Here is a 16,021-nt window from a genome sequence, read left to right on the forward strand (position 1 = left end):
ACTATGTTTAAAAATATACTTATACCTATAGATTTAGCAGATAAAAAATCTGTGAAAGCTCTTCTTTCTAAAGCTTTAATGTTTGCAACGGCTTCTCAAGCAAAGCTACATTTTATATATGTGATTTCTGATTTTGGTATGAAAATGGTCGAAGATTATTTACCTAAAAACTGGATTGCAGAAAAGAAAGCAAAATATCAAACTCAGGTAAAAGAGCTTATAAAACAATATGTACCGGATGAAATTGAAGCCGATTATTACATAGGTAGCGGTGCTGTTTATGATGAAATAATTAAGCGTTCCAATGATATCAAAGCTGATTTAATAATAATCTCAGCAGTTAGACCGCAGCTAAGAGATTATATGCTTGGTCCTAATGCCTCTAAAATCGTCCGTCATTCTAGTGTATCAGTCTTAGTAGTAAGAGACGAGTAATTAAACCTCGTCTATCAATTCTTCATTTACCGAAAATATATTTTCTATTTGCAAATAAGTAGCTAAATAAAAGTAATCCCCGCCGCAAGCAGCGGGGTATTTTAGAAGAAAGCTAGCTGATGATCCTCATGCAGTTTCTGATATTCCTTGCCTTGGTTTTTTACGTATTTTCCTATCATATTCTCATTTCCATGCTTACCTACCGTACTCGTAAAATATCCATCAGTCCAAAATTCTCCACCCCATAATTGTTTCTTTACCTGTGGACACTGTCTAAATATTTGACGAGCTGTAACACTTTTAATTGTTGTTACTATTTTTGTTACGCTATAGGTTGGTACAGATTGTACCAAAAAATGGACATGATCTTCATCAACCCCTATTTCTAAAAATTTTATTTGATATCTCTTTTCTATCTCTAAACATATTTCTCGTAATACTTGATCAACTGATACGTCAAACACTGCTCGGCGATATTTTGCTGGAAATACCATGTGATACAGCAGTACTGTAACATTATGACTTTTATGTATATATTTGCTCATTCCGCCATATTACGCCGCAAGCGGCGGGGAATATACCCAAAAGAGATTAAAAAATAATTTATATTTTCTATTATTAATAGAAAATATAGTTGACATTTTAGAAAAGTTAGCTAGAATCATTTGCAAGGATAGCAGTAATGCTATCCTAGGGTATAGAAGCCCTTGATCACAGATGGTTAGCATCATCCATTTAAAAATGCTCCTCAACTTTGTCATGGTTAGGGAGATAGTAGCTATATACAAGGTTTTAAACCTAAAGGTTGTTATAACTGTTCTGTGACGGTTCTTCTAACTCCCCGGCCACCAACGTTATGCTCTTTGGTGGTTAATTTGAGTAATTTAAACTTTGTACACAGAACCATTAACCAGTATGGTACGGCATATTTTATAAAGTTTGATACAAGTGAATTTGCATTGTGTAGACTTATTTTGAAATTTATCTTGTCTGAAATTTTTTAAAATATACTTTATTTTTATTTGGAATTAAATAACTTCATCTAAGGTGAAACTTGCTTTTCACCTTAGACGTTCATTATTATCTAAATTTTTTTTGGAAAAGAAGCACATATAGCTTAATGCGATAAGGTAGTGACTTTTTTAAGAGCATAGTAAACAGCATCAAAAAAGTGCTCAAAATTAGAAATAGTTTTTCTTATTTCATTCTTGATTTTAAACCAGTAATGCTCAATAGAATTTAAGTCAGGAGAGTAAGTTAGTAAAAATAAAATACTACAACCAACAGATTCAATTAACGTTTTCACTTTTGTACTTTTATGAAAATTAATATTATCCATTACTACTATCTGACCAGCCTTTAATTCCTTGATCAATATCTCTTGTACATAAGTTTCAAAAATGTCCTTATTACATGTCCCATCAAATATTATTGGGGCAATAATATCTTTGACATACAGCCCAGCAATCATACTGAAAATACTATAAGTAAGTAGAACAGAACCTATTTAAAATAATAAGATTTTAAATAGGTGTCATTGCTAAAATAAAAGGGACCAGTAAATTGCACGAAAAAGGGACCAGAGAAGTTGGTGTGACCTAATAAGGTTAATGTGCAATATTCACTAGATAATTAAGCAAGTAAATATCTAGTGATACAATGATAAGAATAAATATGTATACAACAATTATCACCCTTTATAAACAAGGCAATAGTCAAAGGAATATTGCCAAACTAACAAGAACAGACCGCAAAACAGTACGAAAAATAATAAACCGCTATGTAGAGGCTGGTACAGAATCCCCAGCAATCTATGAACGATCTTCAGTTTTGGATTTTTGGCACGAAAAAATAATTGAGTTATTAGAAAAAAATCTGAGTTACATAAGAATTTTTGAGGAGTTAAAAAATCAAGGTTATACAAGCAGTTATACTTCTTTGACCCGTTATATCAAAAAATATAAAATTAAGGATAACAGTTGCATTCGTTTTCATACTTTAGCAGGAGAGGAAGCACAAGTAGATTTTGGTGACATAGGCTTACAGTATAATTCTAAAGGGCGTAGAGTTAAAGCATATGTATTTAATATGCGTTTAAGCTATAGTCGCCTTGATTATTATGAAGTAGTGTTTGATCAAAGTTGTCAAACATGGATTCAATGTCATATCAATGCATTTAATTATTTTGCTGGTAGTCCAAAAGTAATAAAACTTGATAATCTTAAAGCTGGAGTAGTAGATGCCAATTTTTATGAGCCAGTATATCAGAAGGAATATAAGTGCTTAGCCGATCATTATGGAATTTTACTTTCTCCTTGTCGAGTGTATCAACCGCAAGAAAAAGGCAAAGTTGAGTCGGGAATAAAATACGTTAAAAATAATTTTTTTGCTGGTCGTAAATTTGATAGATATGAAGAATTAACAAATGGTCTTGCAAATTGGTTAAATAAGGCCAATAGCCGAATACATGGTACTACTAAGAGAATACCTAGAGAACTGTTTGAGCAAGAGGAAAGAAGTAGTTTGATTCCTTTACCATTAGAAACTTTTGATTTGTCATCTTGGCATAATCGAAAAGTAGCAAAAGATTGTCATATTACCATAGATAATAATTATTACTCTGTACCAGCAAAATATATATACAGTGAGGTAATGGTACAATTGTCCCCAAAACTTGTTCAAATATTTTCTATACAAAATGATTTAATAGCAAGACACGTTAGAACAGAGGGCAAGGGGATATTTACCACTAATCCGTCTCATTATGCTAAATACAAACGTCTATGCCCAGGTTTTATAGAATATAGTGAACATTATCAACAACAAATGCAGCAGATAGGGAATAATTGCAGTTTATTATTAGAATCATTACAACAAACAAGAGTGAATGATTGGCAACGTTGTGCACGAGGTATCATTTCTTTACGTAAGGTTTACAATGATGACTTAATAGATAAAGCCTGTCATAGAGCACTACATTATGGTATAAGTTCTTACTCTAAAATTAAGAATATTTTAAATAGTAATGCAGTAAACTTACCATTACCAGAGTTTGGAGGTAATAATGCAGAACTTATTTAATGACCTACGAAGCTTTAGATTATCAGGTATAGTCAATAGTTTAAATGAAAGGATTATTTATGCTCAAAATAATAAACTAGGATTTAAAGAATTTCTATCACTATTATGTGAAGATGAAAAATCTAACCGTAAGGATAATAATTACCGTCGCCGTAAAAGTGCTGCTAAATTGCCGGTAACTAAAAATTTAGAAGACTTTGATTTTAATTTCCAACCAAGTGTTGATGCCAAAGTAATAAGTGATTTATCAACTTGTGATTATATTAATACTAAGGGAAATGTAATATTCATAGGTGATTCAGGAACTGGGAAAACTCATCTTGCCATTGGGCTAGCATTAAAAGCTTTAACACGAGAATACTCTGTATATTTTACTACGGTATCGGATATGCTTTATAATTTACATATTGCAAGAGCAGATAATAGTTATCACAAAAAGGTTAAATTACTCCTATCGTTTGATTTATTAATTCTTGATGAGCTCGGGTTTAAGCAATTGCCAAAACATTCAGTAGAAGACTTTTTTAATATTATTGCTAAACGATATGAAAATAAATCTACCATTATTACCACAAACAAGGATTTTGAAAAATGGAATGAAATATTTGCTGATGAAGTATTAACTCATGCAATTATTGATCGAGTGGTACATCATGCTCATATACTAAACATAAAAGGTAAAAGTTATCGTATTAATAACTATAAATCTGGAGGTAATATGGCATAAAAATTTTTAAATATAGTGGTTCCTTTTTCGTGCAATTTACTGGTCCCTTTTTAATTGACAATGACAATAGGTAATGATGAACAGAAAATATAGACACTTATCTCGAGAAGAGAGATATGAGATAAAAAGAATGTATGACCTAGGAGTCAGTATTAATAAGATATAGCATAAGTCATTAAGGTACTGACAGAGCGAGAGTATCATGTTATAGTAAGCAAATATTAACAAGCATGTAAAGAGATATGGCACGAGCATATGCAATAGAACTAAGACTAAGAGTTATAAAAGCTGTAGAAGCAGGGATACGAATAAGTAAGGTAAGTAAATTATTTAATGTAAGTCGTGATACTATATATAAATGGAAAAAATTAAAAGATAAGCAAGGTACTTTAGAAGCAGCAACTGGTTATCAGAAAGGACATAGTCATAAGATAAAAGATTCAGAATCTTTTAAAGAATTTTTTAAAGCTAATATGAATAAAACATCAAAGGAGTTAGCAAAGCAATGGGGTAATATTGCATCTGTAACTATTTTAAGACAAATCAGAAAACTTGGCTAAGCTATAAACAAAACTCATTTTCATCCGAAAAGAGATATTAAATTAAGAAATGAATTTATAGCAAAGATACAAACCATCACAAAAGACAAATTAGTATATCTTGATGAATCTGGAATAGAGGATAATGCTTGCAAAGAGTATGGATGGAGCATTATAGGACAAAGGTGTTATGGAGAAAAGGTGTATCAACATAAATTTAGAATAAGTATGATAGCTGGTCTTTGTAATGGTAATCTTATTGCTCCTGTAATATTTGAAGGTAATTGTAATACAGAGGTCTTTAAAACTTATATTAGGGATGTATTAATTACAGAATTACAACCTGGGCAAACCGTTATTATGGATAACATTAATTTTCATAAAAATTCTAAAGTTAAAGAGTTAATTGAATCCATTGGTTGTACCATATTGTATTTACCAACTTACTCTCCTGATTTAAATCCTATAGAGCATTACTGGTTTAAGATAAAAAATGAAATTAGGAAAGTTGTAGGAGATTTTGAAACATTTTATGATGCTGTTTTTAATACTATTAAATTGTCAGTATCTTAATGATTTATGCTATAGCACAACATCTTACGAGGTCTAAAAGCACTATTAGTATGGAGCTAAAAAGAAATAAGGTAAAAGATAAGTATATGCCTTGTATTGCTCAGGAAAAATATGAAAACAGGATGTATCAGCAAGAGTTATTAAAAATAGAAAAGAACCCTATGTTGTTAGATTATATTAAAAATGCTATGATTCGCAAGAAATGGTCGCCGGATGCTATAGCCGGAAAGTTAAAACTAGACAAAAATACAGCTTTGTGTATCAGTACAGAAAGTATATATAGATTTGTTTACACTTCTGCAGTAGCAGCTAAATTAAAGTTATATAGCTATTTACCTTCTAAAAGATATAAAAGGCAAAAAAGAGGGAAGAGGCGTCAAAGGATCATTATACCACAAAGGATCTCAATACATCAGCGTGATGCAATAGCTACGAAAAAGGTAGAAGTAGGGAATTTTGAGGCAGATCTTACATTTTATAAAGGTAATCAAAGTATGAATATTGGTGCACTGGTGGATAATAAAGAGTCAAAAGATTATTTTAGTGCTGAATAACTCCAAGAGAGCTACAACAGTTACCAATGGTTTTTTAAGAAAGATAAAAACTCTTCCAAATAGTGTGAGAAAGACTATTACTATGGATAATGGCAAAGAGTTTGTGGGGCATGTTGCCTATAGACTATCTGGGTTTCAAACTTTCTTTTGTGATCCATACCGCCCTAGACAAAAAGCATTAGTGGAAAAAATGAATTCTATGATTCATAGAATTTTACCTAAAAATACAGATATTACTACCGTTACACAAAGAGATCTTGACAATGTTGCTGAGATTTTAAATAACATGCCAAGAAAGATTTTTGGTTATAAAACCCCCAATGAAATTTGGGCAGAAAATTTATAGGTTTTGTTCTACTTAGTCCTTGCATTTTCATACCAACAGAGTTGAGTATGTTGTTACCAATAACAAAACTCACAAATCTTCTAAAGCTGCACAAGATGAGTGTGGCTTTCGATGGGTAATTGAGAGCATGCACAGAGAAATTAAGCAACTTACTGGGATAGAACGTTGTCAATGCAGGAAACAGCGTATTCAACGTAATCATATTAGTTGGGCATTTTTAGTTTGGGCATTTCTCAAAAGGACTGCAAATACAATCGGTAAAACGGTTTACCAAATAAAGTTAGGGCTTTTAGATGACTATATGCAACAACAGCTGCGTTCTCCATCTTTACGATATTTAGAACCAAACATAGCGTAAGTTTTGTATAGTATCACGACTTACATTAAATAATTTACTTACCTTACTTATTCGTATCCCTGCTTCTACAGCTTTTATAACTCTTAGTCTTAGTTCTATTGCATATGCTCGTGCCATATCTCTTTACATGCTTGTTAATATTTGCTTACTATAACATGATACTCTCGCTCTGTCAGTACCTTAATGACTTATGCTATATTCTCCAGGATGATGATCCTGTAGATATTCTAATAATGTTAATGATGTTAAATGTGGTATTTGTTCTAATAAAGGCACTATAATTGGTTCCCACACTTTGTCTAAAGGATCATTAATACGTTTAGAAACTTTTTTATATTGTTTTTGTGGTAGCCCTCTTCTTTCTATATTTCTAGCAGTACGTTCTGAAAATCCTGCTTTAGCTGATGCAATAACTTGGTTTAAACCTGCTTTTCTTAATGTCATATATACCTTTACTTGTTGGTGTGTTATTCTTTTCCCAGACATCTTTGCAACTAATTAATTTGTTTAGATGTCTATTTTATTATCGGCAAAGAAAACTGTCACCCCTCGGCAATAATATCTGTCATTGCATAAACTGAGAAAGAAATAAGTTGGTACTAAAAACCATAATATATCATTTTAACAGCTGGGAAGTTTGTTTTTATTTCTGATAAAATATAATTCATGTTTTCCAAGATCTCTATCACTCCAACAATTTAGTGCTTTCAATAAATGAGAGGTAATAAAATTTTTAAACCTCTTACTTTTATTCTTTATTAATTACCAATCTACTAAATAGATTTTTGGTTTTTTAATTATGCTTCCAGATAATAAATCATAATCAGGGTATATATACTCGTTCATTTATACTATACTTTAAATTAGCTGCGTTTAATCTAAAGTGTAGTTTAGGTAAAAGTAAATATTTAGATCTAATAATATTAGTATTTTTAGCTGGACTTAGTTAGTAAGCCACGGGAGGCATTGCCTGCCTGGATCGAGAGTCGTCTGAGCTATGCGAATGAAATGAGCGTGGCAATCTAGGAAAAATAATAAAAAATACTACAAAACTTACGCTATGTTATAGCAAATATGCTAAAAACCCTTACTACAAAGCTATGTTTTTACAGTGCATCACTTTATAATATCCTTTAATTTATAGGAATTATATCAAACATAGCGTAAGTTTTGACTATAAAAATTAGCATTTTTTAGCTGGTCCCCGTAGACAAGCCAATAGTACCGTACAGTTATTAAAAAAATGTTATATTTTATTCAGGTGTAGGTGACCTTATATGTCATTCTTAGCTAGAAGCGGGAATCCAGAAAAATAAACATAAAAGCAGTAAGTTTTTAAAATTAAAAGCTTAGGTTATCTCGCTTTATGCTGGATTCCCGCTGCAGCTAGGAATGACATATCAAAACTTACGCTATGTTTGATATAATGCCCATGAATTAAGGGATATTATGAAGTGCTTCACTATAAAACATTGCTGTGTAATAAGAGTTTTTAGCATATTTGCTATAACATAGCGTAAGTTTTGATATAATAAAAACTGTCCGATACTATTAGACAAGCTACGGGGTGATAGAGGGGAAAACGATCCATGCAGGCAGAGCTGCGACAGAATGAAAATGTTTTTAACGTTTTACTAGCTTGTTATAATATTCTGCTAAGACTTTTACGCCATATAGCCATAAGAGGCATACAATAATAAAGCTAAACATTAATAAACCAGCTATATCGTTATGGACGGCATTTGGAAAGACGCTAAAGGATATGAATTGAATAATAGCACCTATCGATTTACCGATCTTAGTTCCCATAACATCGACTGCAGCTTTACCTTTAGTTTTCATTTCGCTATCAAGTGGAATATATACCATTTCTTTGGTAGCATCAAAAAGAGAGTATTTTACTGATTTAGCAAGCACATGCCATAAGCCACCAATGAAAACTATAACAACTAGTGGCGAGCTATAACCCAGTGTATCTATGATATTTTTTAAGTGATTTTCGAACACTGTAAAGGAGAAGAACATCACGCCCGCTCCAAACATCATAATAGGTGTAATAATTGCTCCCCAGAACCAACCGCATAATCTGATTAAACTGCTTCCTAAAAATGCACTAACTAAAGTAAGTATTCCTGTCCAAAAAAATACCTTACCATGATATGAAATAAAATCTTTTGTATCAGGATATAATTGTTTTACTTTGGACATCCATAGTCCTTCAATTAAGCTAATACTCATCGAATAAGAAATCAAAAGAATACAAATAAAACCAAGATATTTAGAAGTTAATATTATTTTTGCACTTTCAATTAAGCTTAATTTCAATATATCTGTTCTTTGATTTTTAAATTTAATATTTTTGTCTGATTCTACGACTGTTTTGTCAATAAATTTATGCAGCACTAAACAAATTAATCCTGAGACTAAAATAATGCTAACAAAAGATTTTAAAAGAATTTCATTAGTATCACTTAAATGAGAAAATAATGGCAATAGGAAATGTTCGCTTTTAGCAAAATAGATAATTATTATTCCGGAAATTAGTAGATTGGTTTGCCCAAATAAAGTAAAAAATGAGTAAAACCTAGGAGCTTCTTCGATCTTAGTAATTTTATTTGCCAGTTGCCAATATAAAAGAGTAAAGACTATTACAGGCCATAACTCACCCATAATATAGAATAATACTAAGCTCCATTGTCCCCAAATAATTATAAACCATTTTAAATATGGAAGTAATGTTATGTAATGTTTGACTAATTCAGGATCAGGATGAAAAAATTCTCTGTATGGAAATAGAACAAAACCGAAAATAGCAAAAAAAAGCAAAAAAGTACCGGTAATTATTCTAAAAACCTGTTCCGTAGTCATTATATTACAGAGTTTAGAATATAGAATAACGAATAAAACACCCATTGGCATTTCACCCCAAAGCTTGATAAAACTAAGTACTTCTGTACTAATTAAAGTAACAACAAAACTATCCTTAATACTGCGAACTAGGTTTTGATTAAGTAAAATAAAAAACATTAACAAAGCCATAGGTATGAATTTGGTTAATTCATATGATCTAATCGGCCATACTATATGCCTAAATTTACTGTTTCTTGCTCTGTTCCAAAAGGTGAAGTTAGAATTCACGGCGTCCATTAATTTACCTATGAGCTTATTTTATAGAATGTTAAAGAACTCTAATGCAACCTAGACTATAATAAAAATTATGTCAAGATTTTTAAATAAGGTCATAGTATATTGTTAATTATTTTTATTATATTTAATTGCGGCTTCAATAAATTTAATGAATAGTGGATGAGCTTCAAAAGGTTTTGACTTAAATTCTGGATGAAATTGTACTCCTACAAACCATTGTAGTTTAGGTAATTCAATTGCTTCCACAATCTTTTTATCTTCTGAAAATCCGCTAAACTTTACGCCATTTTTTTCAAAAATATCTTGAAAATTATTATTAAATTTATATCTATGATGATGTCGTTCACTTATTTTAAGTTCTCCATATGCGTTAGCAGCAATACTATCCGATACTAAATTACATGTATAAGAACCAAGACGCATAGTCTTTTTTACATTTTCTATTGTGATATCTGATGGATTAAAATCCTCATCATTTTTGCTTATTCTTTCAATAATTTTTGTACCAGCTGTTTTAAACTCTTCCGTTATAGCGTCTTTAAGACCTATTAAATTACGAGCTATTTCAATAGCAGCAAGCTGCATCCCAAGACATATGCCAAAAAAAGGTATATTATTAGTTCGAGCATAATTTACTGCTAAAATCTTTCCTTCAGTTGCTCGCTCACCAAATCCGCCTGGAACTAATATTCCGTCAACACCTAATAATTTTTTAGAAATATTTTCATTGGTTACATTTTCTGCATTTATCCATACTAAATCAACTTTATATTTATGATATATACCAGCATGGTCAAGAGCTTCGATTACTGATTTATAAGCATCTTTTAATTTATGATATTTAGCTATAATAGCGATGATTCGTATTTTTGAATGAGATTCTTTTAATCTTTCAATTATATCATGCCATCTATCTAATTTAGAAGGTGCAATAGTAAGATTAAAAAATTTTAATATTTTATTGTCAAACCCATAATCATGATAAGCAAGAGGTACTAAATATATATTTTTCTGATCTATTGCTGGAATAACATACTCAGGGTCTATATTACAAAATAGAGCTATTTTTTCTATTTCGCTTTTAGCAATTTTGCGTTCTGCTCGGCATACTAAAATATTCGGCGAAATACCAATAGTGCGAAGTTCTTTTACAGAATGTTGAGTAGGTTTAGTTTTTAGCTCACGAGCAGTTTTAACATATGGTAATAAAGTTAGATGAATGAATAAACATTGTTTGCTTTTTAACTTATTTCCAATTTGTCTTATAGCTTCAAAAAAAGGTAACCCTTCAATATCGTCTACTGTACCACCTATCTCGCAAAGTACTAAATCAAAACCTTTAGTATTTGAAAGTATAAAATCTTTTATTATATTTGTAACATGCGGAATAACCTGTACTGTAAGACCGGTATAATTTCCTAATCTTTCCTCCTTAAGTAGTTTTGAATATACAGCTCCTGTTGTGATATTATCAAACTTACAAGCAGGGACTCCTGTAAAACGCTCATAATGTCCAAGGTCAAGATCAGTTTCAGCCCCGTCATCGGTAACATATACTTCACCGTGTTGGTGAGGGTTCATTGTTCCAGGGTCAACATTTAAATAAGGGTCTAGTTTCCGTAAACAAACTTTAAAACCTTTTGCTTGCAAAAGCATTGCAAGAGAAGCGGCAGTTAGACCTTTACCTAAAGATGAAACTATTCCGCCTGTAATAAAGATAAAACGCACCATTCTTTAAACTAATTTACTCTTTTCATAAAATTTTACTGCTTTTCTTAAATCTTCAGGTGTATCAACTGAAATAGGGACGTTATTAACTAAACATGTACCAATCGTCATGCCATTTTCAAGAAGTCGTAACTGCTCTAAACGTTCTGTTTTCTCTAAAAACGTTGGTTCAAGAGCAATGAATCTTTCTAAAGCATTTTTACGAAAGCCGTACATCCCCACATGATATAAAAATTCTTCCGCACCATTTGGAATAAGACTGCGTGAAAAATATATGGCTTTTCCCTGAGAGTCAATAGCTACAGTAACATTACTTGCAGCTTCTACTGAATCTTTCTCTACTTTTACTACAGGAGTGACAATATCATATTTGCTATTTTTTAAATATTCTATTACCTTTAAAATTGATTCCGGTTCAATGAAAGGCATATCACCTTGCATATTAACTATATAATTAATATTTTGATTATTTGGAATTAACTTAAAAGCTTCATAGCTGCGGTCAGTACCGGTTGGAATATTACTATCGGTAAATATAACTTTTCCGCCAAGCTTTTCAATTATGCTTGCTATTTCCTGTGAATCAGTCGCAACATAAATATGTTCAAGATTAGTTTGATTTACTTGTTTAAATACACGTTCGATTAAAGTAGATGAGCCGATTAGCTGTAGAGGTTTACGTGTAAGTCTAGTTGAGCTAAGACGGGAAGGGATGATTATAGCAACGTCTTGATGCTTCATGAATTTACCTTATTTAAATTAAATCCGAAAATAATTGTTGACAGATTAGCCTTTTTCAGCGATAAAGTAAAACATAATTTTTAAATATATCAATATTTGATTAATTTCAAAAATCGTTATTGCGAGCATTTGCTCGGAGCGTGGCAATCTCGTGAGATTGCTTCGTCGCTACGCTTCTCGCAATGACGGGGAATTGATCCGCAAGGGAATAATACCTAGTATATAAATATATTTAAGAGCTCGTAGCTCAGTTGGTAGAGCATTTGACTTTTAATCAAAGGGTCCCGGGTTCAAATCCCGGCGAGCTCACCACATTATTTAACCATTTTATCGAAGTTAAAATAATTTTTTATCCTAACTTCGTATTCTATAGTTAATTCAGCCTAGCTTGCTGACAGGTGTGATGATAAACCTATAAACATCAATTAACTATGGGTTTGTAGCTCAGCTGGTTAGAGCACACGCCTGATAAGCGTGAGGTCGGAAGTTCAAGTCTTCTCAAACCCACCATCTCTTATTTTTTCAATTCACACATATCACGGTTAACGCTAGCTAAAGGCTTTTTAGTATTTATAGCAAAATTAGATAATACTAAAATTTATACTCCTAATTAAATTTCTATTGCATTTATAAATCTACTTTCATAATATTTTATTAACCTTAAGTTAATAAGGTTTTAAAACTTAATATAAATAAATTATGCAATCTATTATAAATCTTTTTAAAAAATCAGAAACACCGTCTCCATTGCAAGTAGAAGAAAAGTTATCAGATACAGTGCTATATAATAAATTAATACAGGCAATAAAATCAGAAAGGTCTTTAGAGGCTCTAGAGTTAATTCCAAAAATGAAAAATGAGGAATTAGCTAAACCTAATAATTACGGAAACACACCTTTATATTTAGCTCTCAATAAAAATTTACAAGCAGTTTGTGAAGCACTTGTTTTAAGACAAAACTTACGCTATGTTTGATATAATGCCCATGAATTAAGGGATATTATGAAGTGCTTCACTATAAAACATTGCTGTGTAATAAGAGTTTTTAGCATATTTGCTATAACATAGCGTAAGTTTTGTTAAAGTTATATAGCTATTTACCTTCTAAAAGATATAAAAGGCAAGAAAGAGGGAAGAGGTGTCAAAGGATCATTATACCACAAAGGATCTCAATACATCAGCGTGATGCAATAGCTACGAAAAAGGTAGAAGTAGGGAATTTTGAGGCAGATCTTACATTTCATAAAGGTAATCAAAGTATGAATATTGGTGCACTGGTGGATAAAAAGAGTCAAAAGATTATTTTAGTGCTGAATAACTCCAAGAGAGCTACAACAGTTACCAATGGTTTTTTAAGAAAGATAAAAACTCTTCCAAATAGTGTGAGAAAGACTATTACTATGGATAATGGCAAAGAGTTTGTGGGGCATGTTGCCTATAGACTATCTGGGTTTCAAACTTTCTTTTGTGATCCATACCGCCCTAGACAAAAAGCATTAGTGGAAAAAATGAATTCTATGATTCATAGAATTGTACCTAAAAATACAGATATTACTACCGTTACACAAAGAGGTCTTGACAATGTTGCTGAGATTTTAAATAACAAAACTTACGCTATGAGTAAAAAAGTGATAAATTATTGTAAAAATAATTAAACATGTCAAAGAGGATAAAGTTGCAAGCAATACCAATTAATAGGACAGATTATTGTCAATTTTTAATAGTTAGCCAAAAGAATTATAGTTTAACCTACTACGCTGAACATGCAAAGAAATGTAGTCATGATGTTATTAATAGATTTTTAAGGAATGAAAAATATACACCTTCTTTGTTATGGGAACACATCAAGAATGATGTTATTTTTTCATCTAATGGATATACAATATTTGATGATACGGTTTTAAATCTCTTTTGGGTATATTCCCCGCCGCTTGCGGCGTAATATGGCGGAATGAGCAAATATATACATAAAAGTCATAATGTTACGGTACTGCTGTATCACATGGTATTTCCAGCAAAATATCGCCGAGCAGTGTTTGACGTATCAGTTGATCAAGTATTACGAGAAATATGTTTAGAGATAGAAAAGAGATATCAAATAAAATTTTTAGAAATAGGGGTTGATGAAGATCATGTCCATTTTTTGGTACAATCTGTACCAACCTATAGCGTAACAAAAATAGTAACAACAATTAAAAGTGTTACAGCTCGTCAAATATTTAGACAGTGTCCACAGGTAAAGAAACAATTATGGGGTGGAGAATTTTGGACTGATGGATATTTTACGAGTACGGTAGGTAAGCATGGAAATGAGAATATGATAGGAAAATACGTAAAAAACCAAGGCAAGGAATATCAGAAACTGCATGAGGATCATCAGCTAGCTTTCTTCTAAAATACCCCGCTGCTTGCGGCGGGGATTACTTTTATTAAAAGGAATACGAAGCAAATAGAAATTGCAAGATCGCAGTACAGTGGAGCTACAGGTAGAGTTACTAAAGGTATAGGAGTAGTGAGTCTGGTATATTATAACCCTGATATTAATAAGTTTTGGGTAATAGATTATCGAATTTTTGCACCTGATCATGATGGAGCAACAAAACTAGAACACCTATTAAACATGTTAAATAATGCTGTTTATAGCAAGAAGATTCCTTTTCAAACAGTACTTTTTGACACATGGTATTCTACACACAAAATTATGCAACATGTTGACTCTTTGGGGAAATATTATTATGCCCCTATTAAAGCCAATAGAAACGTTAGTAAAACACACGATTCTAAACCTTATAAAGCTGTAAAAGAGTTGACATTTTCAGATGAAGAGATCAGGCATGGAGTAGAGATTCATATAAAAGGCTTTGCTAAAAATAAGCATGTTAATTTGTTTAAATTTACTGTTTCTACCAACAGAGTTGAGTATGTTGTTACCAATAACAAAACAAAACTTACGCTATGTTTGATATAATGCCCATGAATTAAGGGATATTATGAAGTGCTTCACTATAAAACATTGCTGTGTAATAAGAGTTTTTAGCATATTTGCTATAACATAGCGTAAGTTTTGAAAACTCAAAAATCTTCTAAAGCTGCACAAGATGAGTGTGGCTTTCGATGGGTAATTGAGAGCATGCACAGAGAAATTAAGCAACTTACTGGGATAGAACGTTGTCAATGCAGGAAACAGCGTCTTCAACGTAATCATATTAGTTGTGCATTTTTAGTTTGGGCATTTCTCAAAAGGACTGTAAATACAATCGGTAAAACGGTTTACCAAATAAAGTTAGGGCTTTTAGATGACTATATGCAACAACAGCTGCGTTCTCCATCTTTACGATATTTAGAACCAAACATAGCGTAAGTTTTGATAACATGCCAAGAAAGATTTTTGGTTATAAAACCCCCAATGAAATTTGGGCAGAAAATTTATAGGTTTTGTTCTACTTAGTCCTTGCATTTTCACAATAACTCTTGGCTCGCACGAAGCTGACCAAGAGCAGGATTTTCTATAGCAAGATTTATTACTGCTTGTTCTATATGTTCTGATACACGATTCTTAAGTATAGGTTTCTTACGACTTATATCTGTAAGTGCAGCTTCTACTCCTGTCTCATACAGTTCTTTAAATCGGTAAAAGCTATCTCTTGAATAGCCCATTACTTTACACGCAGTGCCTAACACTGCCTAGTTGTTTTGCAAGTTCTAATAATCCTAATTTAGGTTTGATTATTTTTTGATCATAGTTTGACATATTTTTCCTATTAATTGATTTTTATATTTAGTTTATGGATA

Annotated in this window: 20 protein-coding genes, 2 tRNA genes and 3 pseudogenes; 17 read left to right on the forward strand and 8 right to left on the reverse strand. The window is 31.7% G+C overall.

Annotated elements, in window-relative coordinates; all coding sequences use genetic code 11:
- Positions 1 to 3 precede the first annotated feature (3 nt).
- Complete coding sequence (locus tag AAGD55_RS05845; RefSeq protein WP_341792448.1) at positions 4 to 435, forward strand: universal stress protein; 432 nt, start codon at positions 4 to 6, stop codon at positions 433 to 435.
- Between the two features lie 101 nt (positions 436 to 536).
- Here the strand turns inward: AAGD55_RS05845 and tnpA (AAGD55_RS05850) are convergent, their stop codons facing one another.
- Positions 537 to 980, reverse strand: a complete 444-nt coding sequence (gene tnpA, locus AAGD55_RS05850; protein WP_341790826.1) for an IS200/IS605 family transposase — start codon at positions 978 to 980, stop codon at positions 537 to 539.
- On the opposite strand from tnpA (AAGD55_RS05850), the gene AAGD55_RS05855 reads away from it, so the two are divergent.
- On the forward strand, positions 973 to 1,146 hold the full coding sequence (locus AAGD55_RS05855) for a hypothetical protein (protein WP_341792449.1): 174 nt from the start codon (positions 973 to 975) through the stop codon (positions 1,144 to 1,146). The genes tnpA (AAGD55_RS05850) and AAGD55_RS05855 overlap by 8 nt on opposite strands.
- 406 nt (positions 1,147 to 1,552) lie before the next feature.
- Here the strand turns inward: AAGD55_RS05855 and AAGD55_RS05860 are convergent.
- Positions 1,553 to 1,909: pseudogene (locus AAGD55_RS05860) on the reverse strand (transposase); the annotation flags it as partial.
- Between the two features lie 200 nt (positions 1,910 to 2,109).
- Here AAGD55_RS05860 and istA point away from each other — a divergent pair.
- The 7 genes and pseudogenes from istA to AAGD55_RS05895 all read left to right on the forward strand — a co-directional run bounded on the left by istA (position 2,110) and on the right by AAGD55_RS05895 (position 6,613).
- A complete protein-coding gene (istA, locus tag AAGD55_RS05865) occupies positions 2,110 to 3,516 on the forward strand; it encodes an IS21 family transposase (RefSeq protein ID WP_341790850.1) in 1,407 nt (468 codons plus the stop codon).
- A complete protein-coding gene (istB, locus tag AAGD55_RS05870; RefSeq protein ID WP_341790851.1) occupies positions 3,500 to 4,243 on the forward strand; it encodes an IS21-like element helper ATPase IstB in 744 nt (247 codons plus the stop codon). The genes istA and istB overlap by 17 nt, the downstream gene beginning before the upstream one ends.
- 73 nt (positions 4,244 to 4,316) lie before the next feature.
- Positions 4,317 to 4,409, forward strand: a complete 93-nt coding sequence (locus tag AAGD55_RS05875) for a helix-turn-helix domain-containing protein (protein WP_341792450.1) — start codon at positions 4,317 to 4,319, stop codon at positions 4,407 to 4,409.
- A gap of 76 nt (positions 4,410 to 4,485) precedes the next feature.
- Positions 4,486 to 5,355 (forward strand): annotated as a pseudogene (locus tag AAGD55_RS05880) (IS630 family transposase).
- Positions 5,355 to 5,909 (forward strand): IS30 family transposase, encoded by a 555-nt coding sequence (locus tag AAGD55_RS05885; RefSeq protein WP_341792451.1) that lies wholly within the window; start codon positions 5,355 to 5,357, stop codon positions 5,907 to 5,909. Before AAGD55_RS05880 ends, AAGD55_RS05885 begins: the two are co-directional and overlap by 1 nt.
- On the forward strand, positions 5,860 to 6,255 hold the full coding sequence (locus tag AAGD55_RS05890) for an IS30 family transposase (RefSeq protein ID WP_341792452.1): 396 nt from the start codon (positions 5,860 to 5,862) through the stop codon (positions 6,253 to 6,255). The genes AAGD55_RS05885 and AAGD55_RS05890 overlap by 50 nt, the downstream gene beginning before the upstream one ends.
- Before the next feature lie 19 nt (positions 6,256 to 6,274).
- Positions 6,275 to 6,613 carry a hypothetical protein gene (locus AAGD55_RS05895; protein WP_341792453.1) on the forward strand — a complete coding sequence of 113 codons (339 nt, stop codon included), beginning with the start codon at positions 6,275 to 6,277 and terminating at the stop codon, positions 6,611 to 6,613.
- On the opposite strand, the gene AAGD55_RS05900 is transcribed toward AAGD55_RS05895, so the two are convergent.
- The 5 genes from AAGD55_RS05900 to AAGD55_RS05920 all read right to left on the reverse strand — a co-directional run bounded on the left by AAGD55_RS05900 (position 6,593) and on the right by AAGD55_RS05920 (position 12,229).
- Positions 6,593 to 6,730: an IS630 transposase-related protein gene (locus AAGD55_RS05900; protein ID WP_341792454.1), complete on the reverse strand. Its 138-nt coding sequence runs from the start codon at positions 6,728 to 6,730 to the stop codon at positions 6,593 to 6,595. The genes AAGD55_RS05895 and AAGD55_RS05900 overlap by 21 nt on opposite strands.
- A 63-nt stretch (positions 6,731 to 6,793) precedes the next feature.
- A complete protein-coding gene (locus AAGD55_RS05905) occupies positions 6,794 to 7,057 on the reverse strand; it encodes a hypothetical protein (protein WP_341792455.1) in 264 nt (87 codons plus the stop codon).
- A 1,179-nt stretch (positions 7,058 to 8,236) separates the two neighbouring features.
- On the reverse strand, positions 8,237 to 9,760 hold the full coding sequence (tlc2, locus tag AAGD55_RS05910) for a nucleotide exchange transporter Tlc2 (protein ID WP_341792456.1): 1,524 nt from the start codon (positions 9,758 to 9,760) through the stop codon (positions 8,237 to 8,239).
- A 105-nt stretch (positions 9,761 to 9,865) separates the two neighbouring features.
- The gene (locus tag AAGD55_RS05915; protein ID WP_341792457.1) at positions 9,866 to 11,491 is read right to left on the reverse strand and encodes a CTP synthase; all 1,626 of its coding nucleotides are present in this window, start codon (positions 11,489 to 11,491) and stop codon (positions 9,866 to 9,868) included.
- 3 nt (positions 11,492 to 11,494) lie between these two features.
- Positions 11,495 to 12,229 carry a 3-deoxy-manno-octulosonate cytidylyltransferase gene (locus AAGD55_RS05920; RefSeq protein ID WP_341792458.1) on the reverse strand — a complete coding sequence of 245 codons (735 nt, stop codon included), beginning with the start codon at positions 12,227 to 12,229 and terminating at the stop codon, positions 11,495 to 11,497.
- Between the two features lie 236 nt (positions 12,230 to 12,465).
- Here AAGD55_RS05920 and AAGD55_RS05925 point away from each other — a divergent pair.
- From AAGD55_RS05925 to AAGD55_RS05960, 8 genes are all read left to right on the forward strand, one after another.
- Positions 12,466 to 12,541 (forward strand) — tRNA-Lys (locus AAGD55_RS05925).
- Between the two features lie 121 nt (positions 12,542 to 12,662).
- Positions 12,663 to 12,739 (forward strand) — tRNA-Ile (locus tag AAGD55_RS05930).
- A gap of 189 nt (positions 12,740 to 12,928) precedes the next feature.
- Positions 12,929 to 13,204 (forward strand): hypothetical protein, encoded by a 276-nt coding sequence (locus AAGD55_RS05935; RefSeq protein ID WP_341792459.1) that lies wholly within the window; start codon positions 12,929 to 12,931, stop codon positions 13,202 to 13,204.
- Between the two features lie 101 nt (positions 13,205 to 13,305).
- Positions 13,306 to 13,884, forward strand: coding sequence for an IS30 family transposase (locus AAGD55_RS05940; RefSeq protein ID WP_341792460.1), 579 nt, complete (start codon positions 13,306 to 13,308; stop codon positions 13,882 to 13,884).
- A gap of 2 nt (positions 13,885 to 13,886) precedes the next feature.
- Positions 13,887 to 14,171: a hypothetical protein gene (locus AAGD55_RS05945; protein WP_341791162.1), complete on the forward strand. Its 285-nt coding sequence runs from the start codon at positions 13,887 to 13,889 to the stop codon at positions 14,169 to 14,171.
- 9 nt (positions 14,172 to 14,180) lie between these two features.
- Positions 14,181 to 14,624 (forward strand): IS200/IS605 family transposase, encoded by a 444-nt coding sequence (gene tnpA / locus AAGD55_RS05950; RefSeq protein ID WP_341790826.1) that lies wholly within the window; start codon positions 14,181 to 14,183, stop codon positions 14,622 to 14,624.
- A gap of 117 nt (positions 14,625 to 14,741) precedes the next feature.
- Entirely contained in the window at positions 14,742 to 15,197 is a 456-nt protein-coding gene (locus tag AAGD55_RS05955; RefSeq protein ID WP_341792461.1) for a hypothetical protein, read from the forward strand.
- A gap of 96 nt (positions 15,198 to 15,293) precedes the next feature.
- Complete coding sequence (locus tag AAGD55_RS05960; protein WP_341792462.1) at positions 15,294 to 15,590, forward strand: hypothetical protein; 297 nt, start codon at positions 15,294 to 15,296, stop codon at positions 15,588 to 15,590.
- Between the two features lie 104 nt (positions 15,591 to 15,694).
- On the opposite strand, the pseudogene AAGD55_RS05965 reads toward AAGD55_RS05960, so the two are convergent.
- A pseudogene (locus tag AAGD55_RS05965) lies at positions 15,695 to 15,980 on the reverse strand (helix-turn-helix domain-containing protein); the annotation flags it as partial.
- Between the last annotated feature and the right edge of the window lie 41 nt (positions 15,981 to 16,021).

Origin of the sequence: Rickettsia endosymbiont of Gonocerus acuteangulatus (assembly GCF_964026435.1) — a bacterium.
Taxonomy (GTDB): Bacteria; Pseudomonadota; Alphaproteobacteria; order Rickettsiales; family Rickettsiaceae; genus Rickettsia.